Source organism: Bizionia sediminis, from assembly GCF_042684585.1.
GTDB classification, from domain to species: domain Bacteria; phylum Bacteroidota; class Bacteroidia; order Flavobacteriales; family Flavobacteriaceae; genus Algorimicrobium; species Algorimicrobium sediminis.
This window is the reverse complement of record NZ_JBHULS010000001.1, coordinates 200,723-221,754: the sequence shown is the minus strand read 5'-3', so window position 1 is coordinate 221,754 and position 21,032 is coordinate 200,723. Positions and strand designations below refer to the sequence as shown.

Sequence of the window (21,032 nt, the reverse complement as noted above, 5' to 3'; positions counted from 1 at the left end):
TTACTATTTAAACGTTGGTATTGTAAATTTGTTTTATAGAAAAAAAGCCACCAAAATTGGCAGCTTTTAAGGGTTATTTTTTCTTCCGTTGCTCTTGGGCCTGCCGTTGTTGTTCTGCTTGCTCCATTAAATCTGCCATTTTTTTCTGAAATTTATTCTGTTTTTTAGGCTTGGTTTTATTTATTTGAATTTGAGCGTGAATTTTATCTTCATCTAAAATAAAATTCTTGATTACAATCATAATACCAATACTAATTAGATTGGAAATAAAATAATACAAACTTAAACCAGAGGCATAGTTATTAAAGAAGAATAGCATCATTATTGGCGACAAGTAAATCATGTATTTCATGAGTTTTGCCATATCTGGCATACCTTCTTGTGTAGGTTGTGTAGCCATTTGTTGGCCTGTTGTCATTTTCATGTAAAAGAAAATAGCTACGGAAGCCAAAATTGGAAACAAACTAACATGATCCCCATAAAATGGAATTGTAATTGGTAATTCCGCTATAATGTCGTAAGACGATAAATCGTCTGCCCAAAGAAAGCTTTTTTGTCTTAAATCGAATGCCGAAGGGAAAAACTGGAACAACGCATAAAAAACAGGCAACTGTATTAAAGCTGGTAAACAACCGCTTAATGGACTAGCACCAGCTTTGGTTTGTAAGGCCATGGTTTCTTGCTGGGCTTTCATTTTATTGTTTTTGTATTTTTCCCGAATAGCATCTAATTCGGGTTTCAATACTTTTAGTTTTGCTTGCGATAAAAACTGTTTGTATTGAGCAAAAGACAATAAGAATTTAATTAAAATAGTCATGACAATAATAGCCACACCATAGGGTAAGAAACCGGCTAAAAAGGCAAAGAGCGGTACAAAAACATACCGGTTTATCCAGCCAAAAATGCCCCATCCAAAAGGAATACTATCCTCCAAACCGATGTCGTATTGTTGCAATACTTTGTTATCTGTAGGGCCAAAATAAAATCCTAATTGCTCGTTAACCTCGCCAGCACGTGGCTCTAAATTAAAATTAGCCTGATATGCTTTTGTAAAAACAGTGTCTACATCTTCATTTTGAACTAAATCCGTTGAATTTAATTTCACTGATTTTAAAGGCGCCTTGGCAGTTAAAATACTGCTAAAAAAGTGCTGTCTGAAGGATAACCAACTAACATCCGCCTCGGTTTCGGTGTCTTCGCCTGTAGGACTTAATTTATCAATTTTACCACCCTCATATTGGTAGGTTAAACGGGTGTAACGGTTTTCATAACTAATACTTTTATCGTGACGATACGTTTTTAATTGCCAATCTAAATTAATAGGCTGGGTCGTATTTATAACATTGCTTAAACCCTGCGAGCGTATCGTAAAATCGATCATGTAGTTATCTGGCTTAATCTCGTACAAGTACTCCAAAAATTGACTATCTGAAACTTTCAATTTCATGGAAACCACCGTATTTTCGCCTTGTTTGGTTACTTGTGGCTCAAAAAATAAATCTTTGGTATTTAAAATCCGACTATCGGTTGTCCCAAAATTGATATTAAAGTTGGTGTTCCCGTCTTTAATTAGGTAAATAGGTACCGAATCAAAATCGACAAATTTACTTAAAATGACCTCTGATAAATAACCACCTTTATTGCTAAACTTTAAATCTAATACATCTGTTTTTACCACGGTTTCGTTTGGCGTAGCAGAAGGTAATAGTGCAGAATATGCAAACGCACCAAGCTTGTTTTGTACAGCAGCCACCCCAACAGAATCTTGAGCACTTATTGCCGTAAAGTCTTGAGCCGTTGTAATAGCTGTTTCATTTTGTTTAGCCCTTTCCTGCGCTGCCTCTACTTGCTCTTGTTTAATGCGTTCTTGTTCGGCAAGTTCTTCTGGTGTAGGCTGATTGGTGTACATCATGTACACTAAAATTCCGAAAATTAAGGCAAAACCAATAATCGAGTTAATATCTAATTTTTTTTCTTCCATACATTTAATACCTGTACTTTTCTATTTCCCTGCGAGGGGTAAAAAAAAGACACTGTTAATTTTATTTATTTCGATGCAATTTTAATGACTTACAAAAAACTATCCAAACCTATTGTTTTGCCATACTGGCATGTTTGTGCTTTTGTTTATGTTTTAAAGCTGCTGTTACAAAAGCTACAAAAAGCGGGTGTGGGTTGGCCACGGTACTTTTATATTCTGGGTGGTACTGAACCCCCATGAACCAAGGATGGCTTGGTATTTCTACAATTTCCACTAAATTGGTTTCCGGATTTAAGCCTGTAGCATACATACCAGCAGATTCCATTTGCGCTTTGTAATCGTTATTAAACTCATAACGATGCCTATGACGCTCTTCAATATTTGTAGATTGATATACTTGGTGAGCCAAACTATTGGTTGCTAATTGGCAACTCCATGAACCTAAACGCATGGTGCCTCCTTTTTTGGTAACCGCTTTTTGCGATTCCATTAAACCAATAACAGGATGCGAGGTAGTAGCATCCATTTCGGTTGAGTTGGCGTTTGGTAGCTGCAATACATTTCTTGCAAATTCAATTACTGCCATTTGCATACCCAAGCAAATACCAAAAAATGGCATGTTATTTTCTCTAACATATTTTACCGCATCAATTTTTCCTTCAATACCCCTTTCGCCAAAGCCTGGCGCCACTAAAATACCGTTTAAATGTCCAAGCTTTACGTGAATATTGTCTGCATTTAAATACTCCGAATGTATAGGCTCCACATGTACTTTAACCTCGTTTTCTGCACCTGCGTGAATAAAAGCCTCTAAAATAGATTTATAAGAATCTTGAAGTTCCACATACTTGCCTATTAAACCAATAGTTACCTCGTTTTTTGGGTTTTTATGTCGGTTTAAAAAGGCATTCCATCGCGTTAAATCTGGGGTATGACTCTCCAATGCCAGTTTTTTTAGCACCACTTTATCTAGGCCTTGTTTAAGCATTAGGTTAGGTACGTCGTAAATGGTTGAAGCATCTATAGACTGAATAACTGCCTCTTCCCGAACATTGCAAAAAAGTGCTAATTTTTTTCGAAGATCGTCTGGTAACTCGTGTTCTGTTCGGCAAACCAAAATATCAGCCATAACACCACTTTCCATAAGTGTTTTAACACTATGTTGGGTTGGTTTGGTTTTTAATTCGCCTGCCGCCGATAAATACGGCACGAGTGTTAAATGAATTACTAATCCGTTATTATCGCCCAAATCCCAACGCAATTGTCTTACCGCTTCTATGTATGGTAAAGACTCTATATCGCCCACGGTGCCTCCTATTTCAGTAATTACAATATCGTAAGCTCCCGAATTTCCTAATTTTTGAACGCGTTCTTTAATTTCATCTGTAATATGTGGAATAACTTGTACGGTTTTGCCTAAAAACTCACCGCGGCGCTCTTTGTCTATAACACTTTGATAAATACGACCAGTGGTAACATTATTAGCCTGACTGGTAGCTACGTTTAAAAAACGCTCGTAGTGCCCCAGATCTAAATCGGTTTCCGCACCGTCGTCTGTTACGTAGCATTCGCCATGCTCGTAAGGGTTTAAAGTACCTGGATCTATATTAATATAAGGATCTAACTTTTGAATAGTTGTACGGTAGCCCTGCGCTTGTAGGAGTTTTGCCAATGAAGCCGCAATAATACCTTTCCCCAGTGAAGATGTTACGCCGCCTGTTACAAATATGTATTTTGTTGTTGTTGTCATGATGCGTTGTTAAACGCCTGCGAATTTACGATTTTATGTTTAAAAGTGTCCTTGTTTTGTGGTTTATTTTAAAATAGACAGCTCTGGTTTTTCAGCTACTTATCCGTTGCTGCACACAAAATCAATTTACTGGAATGCAAACCGTTGAAGAAAGCAAAAGCGTTACAATTACCATGCAAGCGGTTTTTAAAAACCATGCAAAGCCGCTTAAACAAAATTCGGCTTATTGTTTGGGGTATTTTTTTTTAATGGTTCTAACTAAATCTTCTAATCCGTTAAGTTTAAGTTCGTAAACAGATTGAAGCATTTCGCCTAATTTCCCTTTTGGAAATCCTTTATTATAATACCAAACAATATAATGTTCGGGTAAATCTATTAAATACCGATCTTTATATTTACCAAAAGGCATTTTGGTGTGCGCCAGTGTAATAAGAAAGGTCTTGTCTGGTTCCATACTTAAAATTGCCTAGCTTAGCGCGTTCCAATTAAAAAGGATGTGTATCTCAATATCTGGATGTAGGCTATAAAACACAGGGCAAGTACGTCCTGTTTGCTCCAAAATTTTCTGTGTTTTTGTATCGGCTGCTTTTGGAAAGCTCACCTGTATATCTATTTTTGAAATACGCCGAGGATTGGCCGCCATTGTTTTGGTTACATGTGCTGTAGTACCTTCCATATTGTAACCCAAATCTTGAGCTTTAATTCCCATAACCGTTATCATACAATTGGCTAAACCAGTAGCAACGGTGTCCGTTGGTGAAAATGCTTCGCCCTTTCCATTGTTATCTAAAGGGGCATCGGTAACATAGCTATTACCCGACTTAACATGCGTATTTTTTGTACGCAAATCTCCTAAATAAATTACGGTTGCCGTCATAGGGCTTATTGTTTTATTTCTTCAATTTTTAAATCGTTATACTTAACCAAATACACCGTATCGTTATAATAACCACCAAAAGGTTGCTTTTTGTAAGCAAATTTATTTTCCACGTATTCAGTTAATGGTGCTTGTTGCACAGATTCGTATAAATTATTGAAATGTACCAAGCGCAGCACAACATCCATGGTAATATCGAATCCGCGAACTGCTAATTTGTTTGGCGTTACGCCAAATCGCTCTTGGTAGGCCTCTGCAAAACTATTTTTATCGTCCTCGTTATAGGTTTTTGCAATTGTAGCAAAGGTAAATTGCAAATTAGAAAGATGGTAATTGGACACATCATCGTCCTCGAAAGCACTGCCCATATTAGTTGTAGCCAGTACAATTTGTATATCTTTGGAGCGTAAAGAGTTTAGTTTACTTGTAACATTAGAAACAAATCCCGAACTGGTAGTTTCCAAAAACACGACATTTTTTCCCGGTTTTAATTTTGGAATAATATCTGTGTCGTAAATATAAAACGCATCATTATCATCTTTGTCCTTGCGGGAAAAGATTTGAATGGCTCCAGGGAAGTGGGATTTTAAGTTATTCGAAATTTCTTTTTTTCCTTGATCTGCAATAACAATAATTTGATTTAGACTGCTATCATTTTTTACAAAATTGATAATTTTATCCTTTAGTAAATCTTCCGAAGGTCTGGATTGAAATACGTTACTAGCTAAAGCCACTTGTTTTGTTAAAGGTGATACCACTGGCGTATTAAGTTCTTGAAGTTTTTCAGACACACGTTTAACATTGTCTGGCATAAAAGGACCAATAACGGCATGCACACTATCAAAATTATTTTCGTTTAAAATGTTAGTTACCTCACTTGCCATGTTTTTGGTATCATAAACATCCACTTTTAAATTAAGGCCTAATTTTTTAAGTGAATCCAAGGCTACCACCATGCCCGAGTAAAAATCTAGCGACGTGTTTAAAAACGGATCTTTCTGTATAAGTTCCTGGGTGTCTGCTACAGAATCGATAGTTACTTTTTGCAACCTAAAAGGCAGCATAATAGCAATATGCTTCTCATTAAAATTTGTTATATTATTGGTAAGATTACTAGCCTCTGCTTGCGTACTGCTGGCATCGAGATTGGTATTATTAGGTACTTTTAAAATCATTCCTACTTTTAAACCTGTTTCTGCTAGCCCTGGGTTTAAAGCTTCAAGTTCCGCCTGTTCCACACCTAGCTTAACTTTAAGTCTGTAAAAACCTTCTTTAGGCAATACTTCGTAATACGAAAACCGGTTGTCAATGGGCTTGATATCGGAATCGATACGTTTAGGTACATTTATTAGGGCACCTTCTTGCAATACCGGGCCCATATTTGGATTTAAAGCTTCTAACTCCGCTACGGTAATACCAAATTTATAAGCTATGCGCCATTTACCTTCTTTTGGCAGTACGGTATATGTTGTGGTAGTGTCTGCGGCCGCTTGTTCGGAAATAGTAAGCACCCGTTTGTACTCTGGAATTTTAAGTTCATCTCCTTTTCGCAAATTATTGGCGTACAAAAAAGGATTGTGTTTTTTTAATTCATCTTGCGTAATGTTGTATTGCTTTGCCAAACTAAAAAGCGTTTCTTTTCGCTTTACTTTGTGAGTTATAAAACCTGTAAGCTCTTTATTAATGGTTGCCTGTGGCGCGTACAAACCCACTTGCTCACTCGGAATAATTAAAACAGCGTGCCGTTTTAATTCTTTTTTTGCATCGGGGTTTAAAGCATAAATAGCCTCTGCAGTTGTTTGGTATTTGTTGGCAATACTCGCTATCGTCTCGCCTGCTTTAACTTTATGTGTTTTATAGTTTTGAGCTGTAGCTGTTGCTGCGTACATAAACACAAACAGCATGCTAACCATGTAAAATATTTTTTTCATCATAACTAAATGTAACAATTTAGAGTGTATCCGCAAGCAACTATTTTCTGCGAGTTACTATGTAACGCCCATAATTGCACTTTGGTATGCACATTTAAAAGGCTATTGGTGTTTATTTAATTTAAAAAAAATAGACACAGTCCATTGGGCATTGAGGGCGCATTTCAAACTTTTTAAAATTGGCTAAAATAGGGTAATTTACTCCCACTCGATGGTTGCTGGTGGTTTTGAACTAATATCGTACACCACTCTGTTAACCCCTTTCACTTTATTTATAATCTCGTTTGACGTTTTTTGTAGAAACTCGTAGGGCAAATTTACCCAATCTGCGGTCATACCATCGGTGCTTTCTACAGCCCGTAAAGCCACACATTTTTCGTAGGTACGTTCGTCGCCCATTACACCTACACTGTTTACAGGTAATAAAATGGCGCCCGCTTGCCAGACGCTGTTATACAGATTCCACTTTTTTAAATTTCCAATAAAAATGGCATCCACTTCTTGCAATATGCGGACTTTTTCTGCCGTTATATCGCCTAAAATACGAATAGCTAAACCAGGCCCAGGAAACGGATGTCTGCCTAGTAAATCGGCATGCATGTCCATAGATGCCCCCACGCGGCGCACTTCGTCTTTAAATAATGCTTTTAAAGGTTCTACAATTTTCAACTTCATAAAATCTGGCAGTCCACCTACATTGTGATGGCTTTTTATAGTAGCACTAGGGCCGCCTGTAGCCGAAACACTTTCAATAATATCTGGATAAATGGTACCTTGTGCTAACCATTTTACATCAGAAATTTCGTGAGCTTCATCGTCAAAAACTTCAATAAAAACCCGTCCAATGGCTTTCCGTTTTTCTTCCGGGTCGTTTAATCCTGCTAAGGCGTCCAAAAAGCGTGCCGATGCATCAACTCCCTTAACATTAAGTCCCATATTTTTATACTGGTCTAGCACCTCCTGAAACTCGTTTTTACGCAAAAGGCCGTTGTTTACAAAAATACAGTACAGGTTTTTTCCGATGGCTTTGTGAAGTAACATAGCTGCCACCGAGGAATCTACACCACCCGAGAGCCCTAAAACAACCCTATCTGAACCAAGCGTGTTTTTTAAATTGGCTACGGTTTCCTCTACAAACGATTGTGGTGTCCAATCCTGATCTAGATGCGCTATATGTACCAAGAAGTTTTCGAGCAGTTGCTTACCGTCTGTAGAGTGGTATACTTCTGGATGAAATTGAATGGCATAGGTGTGTTCGCCTTCAATTTTGTAGGCTGCATTTTTAACATCTTCTGTACTAGCTAATAAAACGCCATTATCTGGTAAGGTTTTTATGGTGTCGCTATGGCTCATCCATACTTGGCTGCCTGTTTTTATTTTATTAAAAAAAGGATCGCTTTCCAGTATAAACGACAAATTTGCACGGCCATACTCGCGGGTATTGGATGGCGCGACTTCGCCTCCAGAAAAATGCGCTAAATACTGTGCGCCGTAACAAACCGCCAATAAAGGCATTTTGCCTCTAATATTTGTTAAATCGGGGTGTAACACCGCTTCGCCCCGAACAGAATTGGGACTTCCGGAGAGAATAACGGCTTTAAAGGTTTCTAAATTTTGAGGTATTTTGTTAAACGGATGAATTTCGCAATAAATGTTTAACTCTCTAACACGACGCGCAATAAGTTGGGTGTATTGCGAACCGAAATCTAATATTAATACGTTGTTGTGTTGCATGCTCAAAAATAAGAATAGATTTTATATTAGCTATTTATGGTGTCCTTTTTTTTCAATTAATTCATACTAGCTAAAATCATTTGAATATCATTTTCTGTGGTATCTGGATTTATAAAACAAAATCGGGAAACGGTTTCAAACGAATCGCCATTTTTCCATTTGGTAGGCGTCACTAAAGCGAAACCTTTTTTATGATTTTCATACGTCCAATTTGTATAATCTTCTGGCTTCCAACCTTTTCTTCTAAACAATACACAAGACAAACTAGGTTCTCTAACCAATTCCACATTTGGATTTTCTTCAATCATTTTACCTGCTAGCTGTGCCAATTCTAGGCCGCGTTCTACGGCTTCTTTATATTTTTTTGTGCCATGTGTAGCCAAAGAAAACCACAGTGGCAAACCGCGCACGCGCCTGGTTAATTGAATTTGGTAATCGGTTGGGTTAAAGCCGTGAGCGCCTTCATCTTTAAAAATATCCAGATAGGAACCCTGCTGCGAATGTGCTGCTTTTGCCAATTCCGGGTTTTTATAAATAACGGCACCACAATCGTAAGGCGAGAACATCCACTTATGCGGATCGATGGTAATACTATCGGCGCGTTCAATACCATTAAACAAATGACGAACAGAATCGGCTGCCAGGGCACCTCCGCCATAAGCAGCATCTACATGGAACCATAAGTTTTCTGTTTCACAAATTTCAGCAATTCCTTCCAAATCGTCTATAATACCTGCGTTGGTTGTGCCGCCTGTAGCCACTACGGCGAATAGGCGTTTGCGTTGGTGAAAGTTTAAACCATCGATGGTTTTACGTAAATCTACTCCCGTTAAACGCTCTTCAGAATCTACCAACAATATATCTACATCGGCTACTTGTGCCATAGCTTTTATAGATGAATGGGCACCTATAGAGGTAATAATTAAGCCTTTTTCGCGTTTATACGTATCGTCTCGACGCCAATATTCGCGCGCTGTAACAATAGCCGATAAATTGGCAGCCGTACCACCACTTGTAAACACACCAAACGCTCCGGCCGGAAGCCCCGTTAGCGAAACAATCCACGACATGGCCTCATTTTCGCAAAAAATACCACCTGCACCTTCCATCCAATAGGCACCGTGGATGCTAGATGCCGATGTAACCAAATCGAACATTATAGCGGCACGTGTTGGCGAAGCCGGTACGAAAGCTAAATTTCTAGGATGATCTACAGGTACATTTGCGGTTGCCAAATGTTCTTTCCATAGGTTAAAGGCATACTCGCCACCAACACCACTTTCGGTAACGGTATCGCCCACTAGGCGTTTAAGTTCTTCATATTTTTTGGGTTTCCCTATTTGGTGTTCCGTTGCAGACAGTCGGCCAATGGCAAACTTCATGACATCTAAGGTCATTTCTACAAGTTCCATATCTATTTTATGCATGATTTACTCTAAATTAAGTATTGTAAAATCGTTTTTTAAAGGCTGCAAATTTAGCATTAACTGCTGGATTAATTGGTCGCCAAACTCCAAATAAAAGGTAGAAAAATTAGCCTGTCGCTCTTGTAAACTTTGATTGGGAAACAAATTATCTTGCAGTAATTTTACACGATTTAATACATCTGCTTGCTTACGTTTTTGCGCTTTTAGCAAGCGTTTTTCTAGATTATCCAAGCCATTAAGTTGTTTTTTCTCTTGCGCGGCAACTGCTCCTAAAAACGATTTATCCGTTTTTTCTGCTAGGTGGTACAGCGCTTTAAACTGTTTTTCTAGATGTGTTTTTTGTTCCGTAAAATCGATTGAAATGGCAGAAACATCTTTAGTGACTTTCGTAATTAATGCTGGTTGTTTTAAAAATAAATCCTGGTAATTTAAGCCTAATTTTTCTAGTTTGTTTTGTTGTTTTTTAGTTGCTAGTAAAACTGAATTACGCAAAAGCAACATAGGAAAAGGCACGTTTTGTGTTTTAAAAAACTCGTGTAGCTGAAGCCAATACGCTAACTCCCCACCACCGCCTATATAACAAATGTTTGGCAGCACCACTTCTTGGTAAAGGGGCCTTAAAATAACATTTGGACTAAACCGTTCTGGATACTTTTCAAGCTCGTTTAACAAATCGTTTTGCTCCCAACTGATATCTGTATTTAAAACGTGATAGGTGTTATTTTGGAATACAATACGCTCGCGCAAGTTGGCTTTTAAGTAGAATAAATTTATTTCGCGTGGGTTTACCTGAATTTTATAATTTTCAGGCAGCGCATTTAACTTTTTGTTGGTTTGCACAACCGTGTTGTGGGCTGTTTGTTTTAACAGTTCCTCTTTTGCGTAGGGTACAAATTGTTTTTTTAATTCAGGTTTATTACCATCCACAATTACCAAACCGGTGTCCCCAAACAGGGTGTTTACCAAATACCGAGTAGCGGCGGCCAATGTATTGTTTTCTAGGTAGGCCTTTTTAAAAAGTATCCGTAAATTTTGAGCGTTTTTACTTTTAGGAAGCTGGTTGCTAAAGGAATTATATACGGCTTCTAACCCTTGCAAATCCAAGGAGCCTACAGCGCCGGAAGCCTTTTTTTGCCACTGCACTTTTTTATCTTTAAAATTGAAGTAATTTATTTCTTCAAAATCATGATCTTCTGTTGCCATCCAATAAACAGGAACAAAATGTGTGTTTGGGTATGCTGTATTGAGTTCTTTGCACAAATTAACAGCAGATATAATTTTATAGAAAAAATAAAGTGGTCCCGTAAAAATATTTAACTGGTGTCCAGTAGTAATGGTAAAGGTATTGTTTTTTTCTAAAGCTGTAATATTTTTATTTGTTTCCGCAGAAACGTTTACATGTTTATACTGTTGTAGTAAGCTTTTAACTAAAATGGTGCGCTTTGCTACTGTAAAAGCTTTCTGTTTTTCTTTGACTTGCTCTAAAAAGTTAGATTTTTCGGGAAACCGGTTGTAAAAAGGCTTTAGAGCCGAATCTTGATCCAGATACTTACAAATTAACGATGAAAAATAAGGGGTTTCCTGGTACGGTATAAACGCGGTAGACATAAGCTAGAATTGCAGTTTTTAAAAGCTCAAAGATACTGTTTCTTGTCTTAAAATTAACTTAAAATACACCTAACTAGCAGATACTGCCCATAGCCGCTTAAGGAATTTTTTAATTGTTGAAACCCCGTTAAGTCGCTCATACAAACAAAAAGAACTAAAAAAACAGGCGTCCAAAAACGTTAAATTCTTGCAGAATGAAATATTTTCCTACAAACCCAATTAAAATTATTATATTTGATTACTAACTACCTAAAAGCCAGTTTTTAATTATTACCCAATAGTTAAGCAGGCAGAACTAATTTTACAAAAAATATGAGTCTTATTTTTCTTACCTATTTCGTATCGTTTTTATGCTTATTTAAACAAAAGCAGAAATTAGCTTACATTTTTTTTGCTTTAGCCTCTGTTTTTAGCATTGTTATGTTTTTATACCACAGCTCGTCTACATTAAATTTAAGCTTTTAAACCTTATGAATACTTTAAAATACATAAACAGCATTTGCATTTTATTGGTTTGCAGCATCCTAATTGGTGCTTTATATTTCCAATTTGTATTGCACGAGCAGCCTTGTCCACTTTGTTTATTGCAACGTTTGGGTATGTTTGGCGTTATTTTTGGGTTGTTACTTAATAGTCATTTTGGGTTTAAAGCCAAACATTTTGGCATTGTTATTATTGCTGCGCTTATTGGCGGCACCTTTTCTACTCGCCAAGTGTTGCTCCATATTTGTCCTTCGCCAGACGATTTAGGCTACGGCACACCTGTTTTTGGACTTCATTTGTACACTTGGGGCGTTGTTATTTTTGTAGCAAGTATACTCGGGTCTGCACTTTTTTTACTGTTTAGTCATACCTTTGAAAAAGTAAAAAAAGAGATGCTTCCATTTGAAAAATTTACATTTTACCTAGCCACTGCCTTGTTATTAATAAACGTGGTAGCCACTTTTTTTGAATGCCAGTTGGGGCCGTGTTGCGAAAATGGGCCTTGCCTGTAAAAGCTTATTAATTAAAAACTTACAGATAGCAGCTACCAATACATTTTTTTTGAAAATCTTAAAATACGGCTAATAACCAACCAAATTAAAATTATTGGTTTAAAGCTTTAAAAACCTTAACATTTCTTTATCAGGTAATTACTAGGGCTATTCGCGATTTTTAAGTATCTTAAATGTTATTTTTAAGTCCTATGAAAACGCGTTCCTTACTCACTCAATTAGCCCTATTTGTAGCATTTTATGCTCCTATTTCTCTTGTAAAAGCTCAAGTTACACCCCAGACAACACTGGAAATAACTGGAAAGGTAGTAGATATAAACACCAACCAACCGTTACTGTTTGCCGATATCGTTGTTTCTGGATCCAATGTAGCAACAATTTCCAATAACGATGGCTATTTTACATTGAAACTGGCTTCAAATTTAAGTTCCGAAACACTTCAAATAAGCTATTTAGGTTATGCGGACGCCTATTTACCGGTTTCTGAAGCGGTAACAACTAAAACCATTGCCTTAACTCCAGTAGCAACGCCGCTTGATGAAGTAACTATTTCCAGGCCGCAATCTGCCGAAACCTTGGTAAAACTTATGTTAAAAAACCGCACAACAAATTATGTAGATAACGCATTGGAAATGACAGGATTTTACAGGGAAACGATAAAAAAGCGGCGTAAAAATGCCTCACTATCGGAAGCTGTAGTTACCATTTATAAAGAACCTAACAGCAATAACAAACGGGATGCTGTAGCCTTATTAAAGTCCAGAAAAAGCACCAACTATGCCAGATTGGACACCATTGCTATGAAATTGCAGGGAGGCCCCTTTAATAATTTGTTTATTGATTTTATGAAATATCCACAATTTATGTTTGGCAACGGCAATATAGACAAGTACACTTTTGAATTTGACAAAACCACCGTTATAAATAACCAAGTTATGTATGTGGTAAACTTTAAACAAAAAAACACATATACCACACCTTTATATTATGGCACCCTTTATATAGATGCAAAAAACTATGCCTTAACCAGCGCCCGTTTCAGCTTAAACCTTACTAACAAAGAACAGGCAAGTGCTTTGTTTGTTAAGCGAAAACCCAACAGAGTTAAAGTGCATCCTACAACTGCAAACTATCGTGTGGATTACAGAAATAGCAACGGTAAATGGCATTACAGTTACAGTAATATTTTATTGTCTTTTAAAGTAAACTGGAAAGGGCGTTTATTTAACTCGGTGTACACCCTAAACAGTGAAATGGCAATTACCAACTGGTTAGAAACAGACCAGAAGTATAGCAAGCCAGAAAATAAACAAACCATTTTAAAGCCTAACACTATTTTAATAGACGAAACCTCGGGTTTTATGGATGTCGATTTTTGGGGTATTTACAATATTATTGAACCTGAAAAATCTATTGAAACAGCGATAGAAAAAATTAGAAAGCAGTTAGATAATTCCTAATGAGTAGTTAGTGCTATGTCACTGTTATTTTGTTATAACCCAAAAACTAAAAACAAACCTAATATTAAAATCCTTCCAATAGCATTATAAAAATGCATTTGGAAGGTTTTTTAATTTTTATAGCATGGTGCTACTCCTTACTTACTACGTTCGGTTATTTCATTTATATCTGTTAGCACTAATGTATAGCACTGGTAAATTACACCACTTCAGCGTATAAATCAAAATCGGCTGCTTCTGTAATTCTTACCTGTGCAAATTCGCCTGTTTTTAAGTAGGTTTTAGACGCATCAATGAGCACTTCATTATCTACGTCTGGCGAATCGAATTCGGTGCGACCAACAAAATAGGCGCCTTCTTTTCTATCGATAACCACGTTAAAAATCTGGCCAATTTTTTCTTGATTTAGCTCCCACGAAATTTGCGACTGTATTTCCATAATCTCGTTGGCTCTTTGCTGTTTTACAGCTTCAGGCACATCGTCTACCAAATTAAAGGCATGCGTATTTTCCTCATGGCTGTATGTAAAACAACCTAGGCGTTCAAAACGCATAGCCTTTACCCATTCCTTAAGTTCTTGAAAATGCGCTTCTGTTTCGCCTGGATAGCCAACAATTAAAGTAGTCCTAATGGTCATATTAGGCACTGCCTGTCTGAATTCTTGGAGTAGTTTCGTGGTTTTTTCTTTGGTAGTACCTCGACGCATACTTTTTAGCATGTCGTTTGAAATGTGTTGCAGTGGAATATCCAGATAATTACAAATTTTAGGCTCACGATTCATAACATCCAACACGTCCATAGGAAAACCGGTTGGAAAAGCATAATGTAAACGAATCCATTCAATTCCTTCAACCATAACCAACGCTTCCAGAAGTTCTGCTAAATTCCGTTTTTTATATAAATCCAGTCCGTAATACGTTAAATCCTGTGCAATTAAAATTAACTCTTTAACCCCGTTAGCGGCTAGTTTTTCGGCCTCTGTAACTAAATTTTCAATAGGCGTACTTTTATGTTTTCCACGCATAAGCGGAATAGCACAAAAACTACATGGCCGGTCGCAGCCTTCTGCTATTTTTAAATAAGCATAATTTTTAGGGGTGGTTGTGAGCCTTTCGCCAATTAATTCGTGTTTATAATCGGCTCCCAAAGCTTTTAACAAACTAGGTAATTCTGTGGTACCAAAATACTGATCTACATTAGGTATTTCTTTAATTAAATCCGGTTTGTAGCGTTCACTTAAACAGCCTGTAACAAAAACTTTATCTACTTCGCCAGCTTCTTTTTTTTGCATGAATTCTAAAATAGTATTCACACTCTCCTCCTTGGCATTATTAATAAAACCGCAGGTATTAATAACTACAACATTTCCAGTTTCCTCATGCACCACCTCTTTACCGCTGGCTTTAAGTTGCCCCATTAACACCTCGCTGTCGTACAAATTTTTACTACAACCCAATGTTACTACATTGATTTTATTTTTTTTAAGTGATTTTGTTCTCATATCATTATTTCAAGGCTGCAAAGATACAACATGTTTCCAAACAAAAAGACTTCAAAAATTTTGAAGTCTTTTTCTATAATTATGGTACGTTTTTATGTTATTTAAAGAAAGAATCGACAAATTCAAATTTATTAAACACCTGTAAATCTTCAATACCTTCGCCTACACCAATATATTTTACAGGAATTTTAAACTGATCTGAAATACCAATTACCACACCGCCTTTCGCTGTGCCATCCAATTTGGTTACTGCTAGCGAGGTAACTTCTGTTGCGGCTGTAAACTGTTTGGCTTGCTCGAAGGCATTTTGGCCCGTAGAGCCATCTAGCACCAACAGCACGTCGTGCGGCGCATTGCCAACAACCTTTTGCATAACGCGTTTTACTTTGGTCAGCTCGTTCATTAAATTAACTTTATTGTGCAAGCGTCCGGCAGTATCTATTATTATAACATCGGCGTTTTGATTTACACCAGATTGCAAGGCATCAAAAGCAACGGAAGCAGGGTCTGAGCCCATATCTTGGCGCACCATGGGAACATCCACGCGGTCTGCCCAAACTTGTAACTGGTCTATGGCCGCGGCCCGAAAGGTATCTGCAGCACCCAATACCACTTTTAAACCCTGCTTTTTAAACTGGTAGGCCAGTTTACCGATGGTGGTGGTTTTGCCCACACCATTCACACCAACTACCATTAAAACGTAAGGTTTATGTTGTTTAGGAACCACAAATTCCGTGTCTTCGCCTAGGTTTGTTTCACTTAAAAGTCCGGCAATTTCCTCGCGTAAAATTTTATTTAGTTCGTCTGTACCTAAATATTTATCTCTTGCCACGCGCGCTTCAATGCGGTCTATAACTTTTAAGGTGGTATTAACGCCTACATCGCTACTAACTAGAATTTCCTCCAGATTATCTAAAACTTCGTCATCGACTTTAGATTTTCCAGCTACAGCTTTACTTAATTTCCCTAAAAAACTAGTTTTAGATTTTTCTAGACCTTTATTTAAGGTTTCCTTTTTCTCGGAAGAAAATATTTTTTTAAAAAAACTCATTCCCTTTAATTTCTTTACCCATTAGTAACCAAAGCGCTGTTTTAAAACTAGCTTTAGGTTTTTATTCCGTTATAAAGATAAAACAAAAAGCTGCTCCCAAATGGAAAGCAGCTTATATATTTTTTAAGTTGGTGAAATTATTTTTTTTCTAACCACTCATTTACAAATTCCGGAGCCATTACAGACTCTACAAATGTGTAAGCACCAGTTTTAGGCGACTTTACCATTTTAATAGCTTTAGTTAAACGTTTAGAGCCGGTTTGTAATGATGCTACTGATTTCTTTGCCATGTTATATGCTTTTTAGATTATTATCACGATGTGACAATAATAAATTTATTTAATCTCCTTATGAACAGTCATGCGCTTAAGAATTGGATTAAATTTCTTAATCTCCATTCTGTCTGGCGTATTTTTCTTATTCTTTGTTGTAATATATCTTGAAGTTCCTGGCATACCAGACTCTTTGTGCTCTGTACACTCTAATATTACCTGTATTCTGTTACCTTTTTTTGCCATTGTTCTGTATTTTTATAAATCAGACTGTTACTTAATAAATCCTTTAGCTCGTGCTTCTTTTAAAGCCGCAGTAATTCCAATTTTATTAATAGTCTTTAATGTTGATGTAGCAACTTTTAGGGTTACCCACTTATCCTCCTCTGGAATATAAAAACGTTTCTTAATAAGATTTGCATCAAATCTACGCTTTGTTTTATTCATTGCGTGCGACACGTTATTACCAACCATGGCTTTTTTTCCTGTAAGTTCACAAACTCTTGACATTGTTCTTTCTTTAAAAGTGTTATTTCGACTATTTCAAAACAGACGTTTCAAAACAGGCTGCAAATTTAATAAATCTTTATAATAACAGCAAGTTAATATGCTTACTTTTTTAAAATTTCTTTTTGAAGCATCTCAAATGCCTTATTTACGGCTTTCATGACAACTTTAGTACGGTGGTTACCCAAGGAAAATTCTTCAGAATACACCCGTTCTTTAGTAGCAATAGCAATAAAAACGGTTCCTATTTCGGCATCAGAATCGCCTTTTTCTGGACCAGCATTTCCAGTGGTAGCAATGGCATAATCTGTTCCAAATAAATTTAAAGCGTGCTGCGCCATACACTCTGCAACAGGTGCACTTACCACCGTATGTTTATCTATAAGGGTTTGAGGCACCTGTAATACATCTATTTTTGCCGATGTGGCGTAACTAACCACACTACCTTTAAAAAAGGCTGACGCACCGGCATTTTTTGTAAATAATTGGGCTATTTTACCGCCAGTACAACTCTCTGCAGTACATACAGTTTTGTGTAAGGCTGTAAGCTGTTTGCCTAGCATTGCTTCAATGGATTCATCCGATTCAAATCCAACAAAAATATCGGAAATAAGCGGCAATACTTTTTTTACTTCTGCCTCCAGTGCTGCTTCTACCCCATTTTTATTGATCGATTTTGCAGACAACCGAAGTCTTACACGTCCTAAACCTGGCAAATACGCTAGTTTTATAAAGTCTGGCAAGTTATCTTCCCAATCCTCTATACGGGCTGCCAGCGAACTTTCTCCCAAACCATATGTTAGTAGTGTCACGTGTTTAATATACGGAAACTGAAATGTAGCGCGTAGCTTTGGCATGACGTGTGTTTCCATGATGGCTTTCATTTCGTAGGGCACACCTGGTAACGAAATAAATACTTTACCATTTTTTTCAAGCCACATACCCGGTGCGCTACCATGGGTGTTCATGAGCACTTGAGCCTTGGACGGCACCAATGCCTGATCGATATTTACTTTGGCTAGAGGTTGTTTAACATAGGTTTTCCAGATGTGTTTAATATTAGCTAAAACGGCCTCGTCTTGAACCAAGGTATCGTTAAAATAAGCGCAAATTGTGCGTTTTGTAATGTCGTCTTTGGTAGGGCCTAATCCGCCGGTAATTATAATTATATCAGCATTGGCTTCGGCTTCTTGTAGGGCTTTTGTAATGTGCTCCAAATCGTCTTGAACCGAGGTTATTTGGTACACCGAAACGCCAATTTTATTGAGCGCTTTGCTTATGAAAGCCGAGTTGGTATCTACTATCTGACCAATTAGAATTTCATCACCTATGGTAATTATTTCTGCTTGCATTATAACTTAAAATCTGATTTAATACTGGCCACTGCATTTTCTACTGCATTACTAACAAGAGTTACTTGTGTGGTAACGTCTTCATTGGTTTTTGTAAACTTGCCCCAATCCTGAATAATTATTAAATCGTCCAAAACTCCCAATTCAAACAAATCAATTGTTGGCTTCATTTTGTGCGCAGTTTGGTAGGCCTTTTCATAATTTTTATTCGCAACTGCGGTTTTTAATTGCTCCAAATCCTCAGGAACTTCCTCTAAAAAAGCAGCTGCCAATGTTGCCACGAAGTCTTCATCGCCATCTGCCAATTCCCGGACGCGAAATAATTTATAATGCTCTTCCATTTATTTTACTATAATTGAAAATAATTCTTGTTCTTCTAAATATCCTGTTAATGTATCGTTTGGTGCTACTGCTCCCACACCAGCAGGCGTTCCCGTAAAGATAATATCCCCAATCTTTAAAGTGAAATATTTAGACACATATTCTATGATTTCATCAATTTTCCAGAGCATATGACTGGTATTACCAGTTTGCACGGTTGTATTGTTTTTTTCTAGCCTAAAATTAAGTGTGTTTACATCTTGAAATTGGCTTTTTGGGAGCCAAGAACCAATAACAGCCGCCCCGTCAAAAGCTTTTGCTTTTTCCCAAGGCAAGCCTTTACTTTTCAAATCCGCTTGCAGATCTCGAGCTGTAAAGTCGATACCCAAACCTATTTCGTTGTAGTACTTGTGGGCAAACTTTTTGTTTATATACTTACCCACTTTATTAATTTTTACCAAGACTTCTACTTCGTAATGTACATCGTTAGAAAAATCTGGAATAAAAAACGGTTGTTTTTTTAATAATACAGCTGTATCGGGCTTTAAAAACACCACCGGATGTGCTGGTTTTTCGTTTTTGAGTTCTTCTATATGGTCTACATAATTCCGACCAATGCAAATAAGTTTCATAATAAGGAACGCGCTATAATTTTTGCAATTACATTTAAAATTTGTTCAACTTAGCTTCTTTTTGGTTACCAAGCGTTAAACTTACAAAATTGATTAGCTTAATTTGTTGTTAAAGCCACGTAATTTTATAGCTGTTAGCACTTTTTTGGTGTACAACGGAAAATCGGCATTAAGCAACCACCCAAAATATCCGGGCTCGTTTTCCAATATATCTGTTACAAGTTTGCCTTTGTGCTTGCCAAAAGAAAAGGTTTCTTCACCATTTTTGTTAAAGCTAATGAAGCCGGCAAAATCTGCAAACTTTTTGTGAGCGCTAAATTCTGCCAAAAATGCTGTGTCGTTTTCTAATTCGTCGTATTTGGCTATTTGCGCCTTTAAAACCTGATAGGTAGCCAAGGTATCTGCCTCTGCTGTATGCGCATCGGCCAGAGTTTTATTACAGTAAAACTTGTAGGCAGCGCTTAGGGTACGTTGCTCCATTTTATGAAATATTGTTTGAACATCCACCGAAACGCGATTTTTCATATCAAAATCAACACCAGCACGCAACAGTTCCTCTGCCAATAACGGTATATCGAATCTGTTTGAATTAAACCCACCTAAATCTGAATCTTTAATAATTTGATGAATTTCCTTTGCCAAAACCTTAAAGGTGGGCGCTTGAGCAACATCGGCATCCGAAATGCCATGAATAGCGGTAACCTCTTTAGGTATAGGTATTTCTGGATTTACAAGCCACCTGTGCGATTCCTCCTTGCCATTAGGATGTACTTTTAAAATTGCTATTTCTACAATCCTATCCGCCGTAATATTTATACCGGTAGTTTCTAAATCAAAAAAGCAAATGGGTTTGGTTAAATTGAGTTTCATGCCTCTTGTTTTTTTGCAAAGGTAACTAGAATAAATAGAAAAGCCTTTAGGAAATAGTAAACCTTGTATGGCCTAGTAGGAATTTTGAATGCCTATGGCTTGGCTAACCATTTAAAAATACATTGTTGTAATCCCTTTTGCGTAAACAGGCGCGTTATTTATTTAATTGAATTCTTTTTGTGAAAAAAAAAACCGCTAGCTTTCCCAAACTATCAATTTTAACAACCTATATATGGATTGGATTTACAACACATCAGACCCCATACTGAATACATTTTTAGCCAGTATATTAATTTTTGTAGTCATCATTTTTCTAACCCGGCTCATTGGTTTGCGCTCTTTTGCTAAATTTACAGCCTACGATTTTGCCTTTACAATAGCCATTGGTAGTATCATATCGTCTACGTTAACATCTAGTACATCGGTAGCACAAGGCGCAACAGCTATAGCCAGTTTGTTAGTATTAGCATTTGTGTTTTCCTATTTACAACGGCGGTCCAAAGTGCTTAACAATGCTATTTCCAACAAACCATTACTGTTAATGAAGGGGAATACCATTTTAGAAACCAATTTAAAACACGCACGCATACATAAATCGCAACTCATTGCCAAACTGCGGGAAGCCAATGTTACTAACACAAATCAGGTTATGGCAGTTATACTGGAATCTACCGGCGATATATCTGTTTTACACAGCACGAGCGATACCAGTTATAATGCCATTGCCACCGTAATATTAACAGATGTAAGAGAAACGGTTTAG

Annotated in this window: 21 protein-coding genes; 4 read left to right on the top strand and 17 right to left on the bottom strand. The window is 37.1% G+C overall.

Translation table 11 applies throughout. The annotated features are described in order from the left end of the window. Positions 1-73: 73 nt before the first annotated feature. From yidC to bshC, 8 genes are all read right to left on the bottom strand, one after another. Complete coding sequence (gene yidC / locus ACFSQP_RS00915; RefSeq protein ID WP_376891107.1) at positions 74-1,981, bottom strand: membrane protein insertase YidC; 1,908 nt, start codon at positions 1,979-1,981, stop codon at positions 74-76. Between the two features lie 109 nt (positions 1,982-2,090). After that, entirely contained in the window at positions 2,091-3,731 is a 1,641-nt protein-coding gene (locus ACFSQP_RS00910) for a CTP synthase (protein ID WP_376891105.1), read from the bottom strand. A 223-nt stretch (positions 3,732-3,954) separates the two neighbouring features. Further along, on the bottom strand, positions 3,955-4,185 hold the full coding sequence (locus ACFSQP_RS00905; protein ID WP_376891104.1) for a DUF3820 family protein: 231 nt from the start codon (positions 4,183-4,185) through the stop codon (positions 3,955-3,957). Positions 4,186-4,197: 12 nt separating this feature from the next. Then, positions 4,198-4,608 carry an OsmC family protein gene (locus ACFSQP_RS00900; RefSeq protein WP_376891102.1) on the bottom strand — a complete coding sequence of 137 codons (411 nt, stop codon included), beginning with the start codon at positions 4,606-4,608 and terminating at the stop codon, positions 4,198-4,200. A 5-nt stretch (positions 4,609-4,613) separates the two neighbouring features. Further along, positions 4,614-6,542, bottom strand: a complete 1,929-nt coding sequence (locus ACFSQP_RS00895; RefSeq protein WP_376891101.1) for an amino acid ABC transporter substrate-binding protein — start codon at positions 6,540-6,542, stop codon at positions 4,614-4,616. Positions 6,543-6,737: 195 nt separating this feature from the next. Continuing rightward, positions 6,738-8,273, bottom strand: coding sequence for a glutamine-hydrolyzing GMP synthase (gene guaA, locus ACFSQP_RS00890; protein ID WP_376891099.1), 1,536 nt, complete (start codon positions 8,271-8,273; stop codon positions 6,738-6,740). 56 nt (positions 8,274-8,329) lie between these two features. Further along, entirely contained in the window at positions 8,330-9,700 is a 1,371-nt protein-coding gene (locus ACFSQP_RS00885; protein ID WP_376891097.1) for a pyridoxal phosphate-dependent decarboxylase family protein, read from the bottom strand. Between the two features lie 3 nt (positions 9,701-9,703). Next, complete coding sequence (gene bshC / locus ACFSQP_RS00880) at positions 9,704-11,308, bottom strand: bacillithiol biosynthesis cysteine-adding enzyme BshC (RefSeq protein WP_376891096.1); 1,605 nt, start codon at positions 11,306-11,308, stop codon at positions 9,704-9,706. Between the two features lie 312 nt (positions 11,309-11,620). On the opposite strand from bshC, the gene ACFSQP_RS00875 reads away from it, so the two are divergent. The 3 genes from ACFSQP_RS00875 (at position 11,621) to ACFSQP_RS00865 (ending at position 13,763) form a co-directional block, all read left to right on the top strand. Beyond that, positions 11,621-11,773, top strand: a complete 153-nt coding sequence (locus tag ACFSQP_RS00875) for a DUF5993 family protein (protein ID WP_376891095.1) — start codon at positions 11,621-11,623, stop codon at positions 11,771-11,773. Between the two features lie 5 nt (positions 11,774-11,778). Next, on the top strand, positions 11,779-12,303 hold the full coding sequence (locus ACFSQP_RS00870) for a disulfide bond formation protein B (protein WP_376891093.1): 525 nt from the start codon (positions 11,779-11,781) through the stop codon (positions 12,301-12,303). Positions 12,304-12,494: 191 nt separating this feature from the next. Beyond that, complete coding sequence (locus ACFSQP_RS00865; protein ID WP_376891091.1) at positions 12,495-13,763, top strand: carboxypeptidase-like regulatory domain-containing protein; 1,269 nt, start codon at positions 12,495-12,497, stop codon at positions 13,761-13,763. A 199-nt stretch (positions 13,764-13,962) separates the two neighbouring features. Here ACFSQP_RS00865 and rimO read toward each other — a convergent pair whose 3' ends face one another. From rimO to ACFSQP_RS00820, 9 genes are all read right to left on the bottom strand, one after another. Then, positions 13,963-15,264: a 30S ribosomal protein S12 methylthiotransferase RimO gene (gene rimO / locus ACFSQP_RS00860; RefSeq protein WP_376891090.1), complete on the bottom strand. Its 1,302-nt coding sequence runs from the start codon at positions 15,262-15,264 to the stop codon at positions 13,963-13,965. Between the two features lie 97 nt (positions 15,265-15,361). After that, complete coding sequence (gene ftsY / locus ACFSQP_RS00855; RefSeq protein ID WP_376891089.1) at positions 15,362-16,315, bottom strand: signal recognition particle-docking protein FtsY; 954 nt, start codon at positions 16,313-16,315, stop codon at positions 15,362-15,364. A 137-nt stretch (positions 16,316-16,452) separates the two neighbouring features. After that, a complete protein-coding gene (locus ACFSQP_RS00850) occupies positions 16,453-16,605 on the bottom strand; it encodes a DUF4295 domain-containing protein (RefSeq protein ID WP_376891088.1) in 153 nt (50 codons plus the stop codon). A gap of 45 nt (positions 16,606-16,650) precedes the next feature. Beyond that, a complete protein-coding gene (gene rpmG, locus ACFSQP_RS00845; RefSeq protein ID WP_031444791.1) occupies positions 16,651-16,833 on the bottom strand; it encodes a 50S ribosomal protein L33 in 183 nt (60 codons plus the stop codon). Positions 16,834-16,860: 27 nt separating this feature from the next. Continuing rightward, complete coding sequence (gene rpmB / locus ACFSQP_RS00840; protein ID WP_376891087.1) at positions 16,861-17,097, bottom strand: 50S ribosomal protein L28; 237 nt, start codon at positions 17,095-17,097, stop codon at positions 16,861-16,863. 101 nt (positions 17,098-17,198) lie between these two features. Beyond that, positions 17,199-18,446 carry a competence/damage-inducible protein A gene (locus tag ACFSQP_RS00835; RefSeq protein WP_376891086.1) on the bottom strand — a complete coding sequence of 416 codons (1,248 nt, stop codon included), beginning with the start codon at positions 18,444-18,446 and terminating at the stop codon, positions 17,199-17,201. Then, on the bottom strand, positions 18,446-18,787 hold the full coding sequence (locus tag ACFSQP_RS00830) for an Hpt domain-containing protein (RefSeq protein ID WP_376891085.1): 342 nt from the start codon (positions 18,785-18,787) through the stop codon (positions 18,446-18,448). The genes ACFSQP_RS00835 and ACFSQP_RS00830 overlap by 1 nt, the downstream gene beginning before the upstream one ends. Next, the gene (locus ACFSQP_RS00825; RefSeq protein ID WP_376891083.1) at positions 18,788-19,399 is read right to left on the bottom strand and encodes a fumarylacetoacetate hydrolase family protein; all 612 of its coding nucleotides are present in this window, start codon (positions 19,397-19,399) and stop codon (positions 18,788-18,790) included. It abuts the gene before it with no gap. 93 nt (positions 19,400-19,492) lie between these two features. Beyond that, complete coding sequence (locus ACFSQP_RS00820; RefSeq protein WP_376891081.1) at positions 19,493-20,269, bottom strand: exonuclease domain-containing protein; 777 nt, start codon at positions 20,267-20,269, stop codon at positions 19,493-19,495. A gap of 232 nt (positions 20,270-20,501) precedes the next feature. Here ACFSQP_RS00820 and ACFSQP_RS00815 point away from each other — a divergent pair, with 232 nt between their 5' ends. Further along, positions 20,502-21,032 (top strand): DUF421 domain-containing protein, encoded by a 531-nt coding sequence (locus ACFSQP_RS00815; protein ID WP_376891080.1) that lies wholly within the window; start codon positions 20,502-20,504, stop codon positions 21,030-21,032.

What these genes read in the sequence shown, in the direction of transcription:
- ACFSQP_RS00870 (WP_376891093.1), top strand. Translation starts at nt 11,779, where the DNA reads ATGAATACTTTAAAATACATAAACAGCATTTGCATTTTATTGGTTTGC.
- guaA (WP_376891099.1), bottom strand. Translation starts at nt 8,273, where the DNA reads ATGCAACACAACAACGTATTAATATTAGATTTCGGTTCGCAATACACC.
- ACFSQP_RS00900 (WP_376891102.1), bottom strand. Translation starts at nt 4,608, where the DNA reads ATGACGGCAACCGTAATTTATTTAGGAGATTTGCGTACAAAAAATACG.
- rpmB (WP_376891087.1), bottom strand. Translation starts at nt 17,097, where the DNA reads ATGTCAAGAGTTTGTGAACTTACAGGAAAAAAAGCCATGGTTGGTAAT.
- ACFSQP_RS00820 (WP_376891081.1), bottom strand. Translation starts at nt 20,269, where the DNA reads ATGAAACTCAATTTAACCAAACCCATTTGCTTTTTTGATTTAGAAACT.
- ACFSQP_RS00905 (WP_376891104.1), bottom strand. Translation starts at nt 4,185, where the DNA reads ATGGAACCAGACAAGACCTTTCTTATTACACTGGCGCACACCAAAATG.
- ACFSQP_RS00875 (WP_376891095.1), top strand. Translation starts at nt 11,621, where the DNA reads ATGAGTCTTATTTTTCTTACCTATTTCGTATCGTTTTTATGCTTATTT.
- rpmG (WP_031444791.1), bottom strand. Translation starts at nt 16,833, where the DNA reads ATGGCAAAAAAAGGTAACAGAATACAGGTAATATTAGAGTGTACAGAG.
- ACFSQP_RS00815 (WP_376891080.1), top strand. Translation starts at nt 20,502, where the DNA reads ATGGATTGGATTTACAACACATCAGACCCCATACTGAATACATTTTTA.
- ACFSQP_RS00885 (WP_376891097.1), bottom strand. Translation starts at nt 9,700, where the DNA reads ATGCATAAAATAGATATGGAACTTGTAGAAATGACCTTAGATGTCATG.
- ACFSQP_RS00835 (WP_376891086.1), bottom strand. Translation starts at nt 18,446, where the DNA reads ATGCAAGCAGAAATAATTACCATAGGTGATGAAATTCTAATTGGTCAG.
- rimO (WP_376891090.1), bottom strand. Translation starts at nt 15,264, where the DNA reads ATGAGAACAAAATCACTTAAAAAAAATAAAATCAATGTAGTAACATTG.
- ACFSQP_RS00865 (WP_376891091.1), top strand. Translation starts at nt 12,495, where the DNA reads ATGAAAACGCGTTCCTTACTCACTCAATTAGCCCTATTTGTAGCATTT.
- ACFSQP_RS00910 (WP_376891105.1), bottom strand. Translation starts at nt 3,731, where the DNA reads ATGACAACAACAACAAAATACATATTTGTAACAGGCGGCGTAACATCT.
- yidC (WP_376891107.1), bottom strand. Translation starts at nt 1,981, where the DNA reads ATGGAAGAAAAAAAATTAGATATTAACTCGATTATTGGTTTTGCCTTA.
- ACFSQP_RS00850 (WP_376891088.1), bottom strand. Translation starts at nt 16,605, where the DNA reads ATGGCAAAGAAATCAGTAGCATCATTACAAACCGGCTCTAAACGTTTA.
- ftsY (WP_376891089.1), bottom strand. Translation starts at nt 16,315, where the DNA reads ATGAGTTTTTTTAAAAAAATATTTTCTTCCGAGAAAAAGGAAACCTTA.
- bshC (WP_376891096.1), bottom strand. Translation starts at nt 11,308, where the DNA reads ATGTCTACCGCGTTTATACCGTACCAGGAAACCCCTTATTTTTCATCG.
- ACFSQP_RS00825 (WP_376891083.1), bottom strand. Translation starts at nt 19,399, where the DNA reads ATGAAACTTATTTGCATTGGTCGGAATTATGTAGACCATATAGAAGAA.
- ACFSQP_RS00895 (WP_376891101.1), bottom strand. Translation starts at nt 6,542, where the DNA reads ATGATGAAAAAAATATTTTACATGGTTAGCATGCTGTTTGTGTTTATG.
- ACFSQP_RS00830 (WP_376891085.1), bottom strand. Translation starts at nt 18,787, where the DNA reads ATGGAAGAGCATTATAAATTATTTCGCGTCCGGGAATTGGCAGATGGC.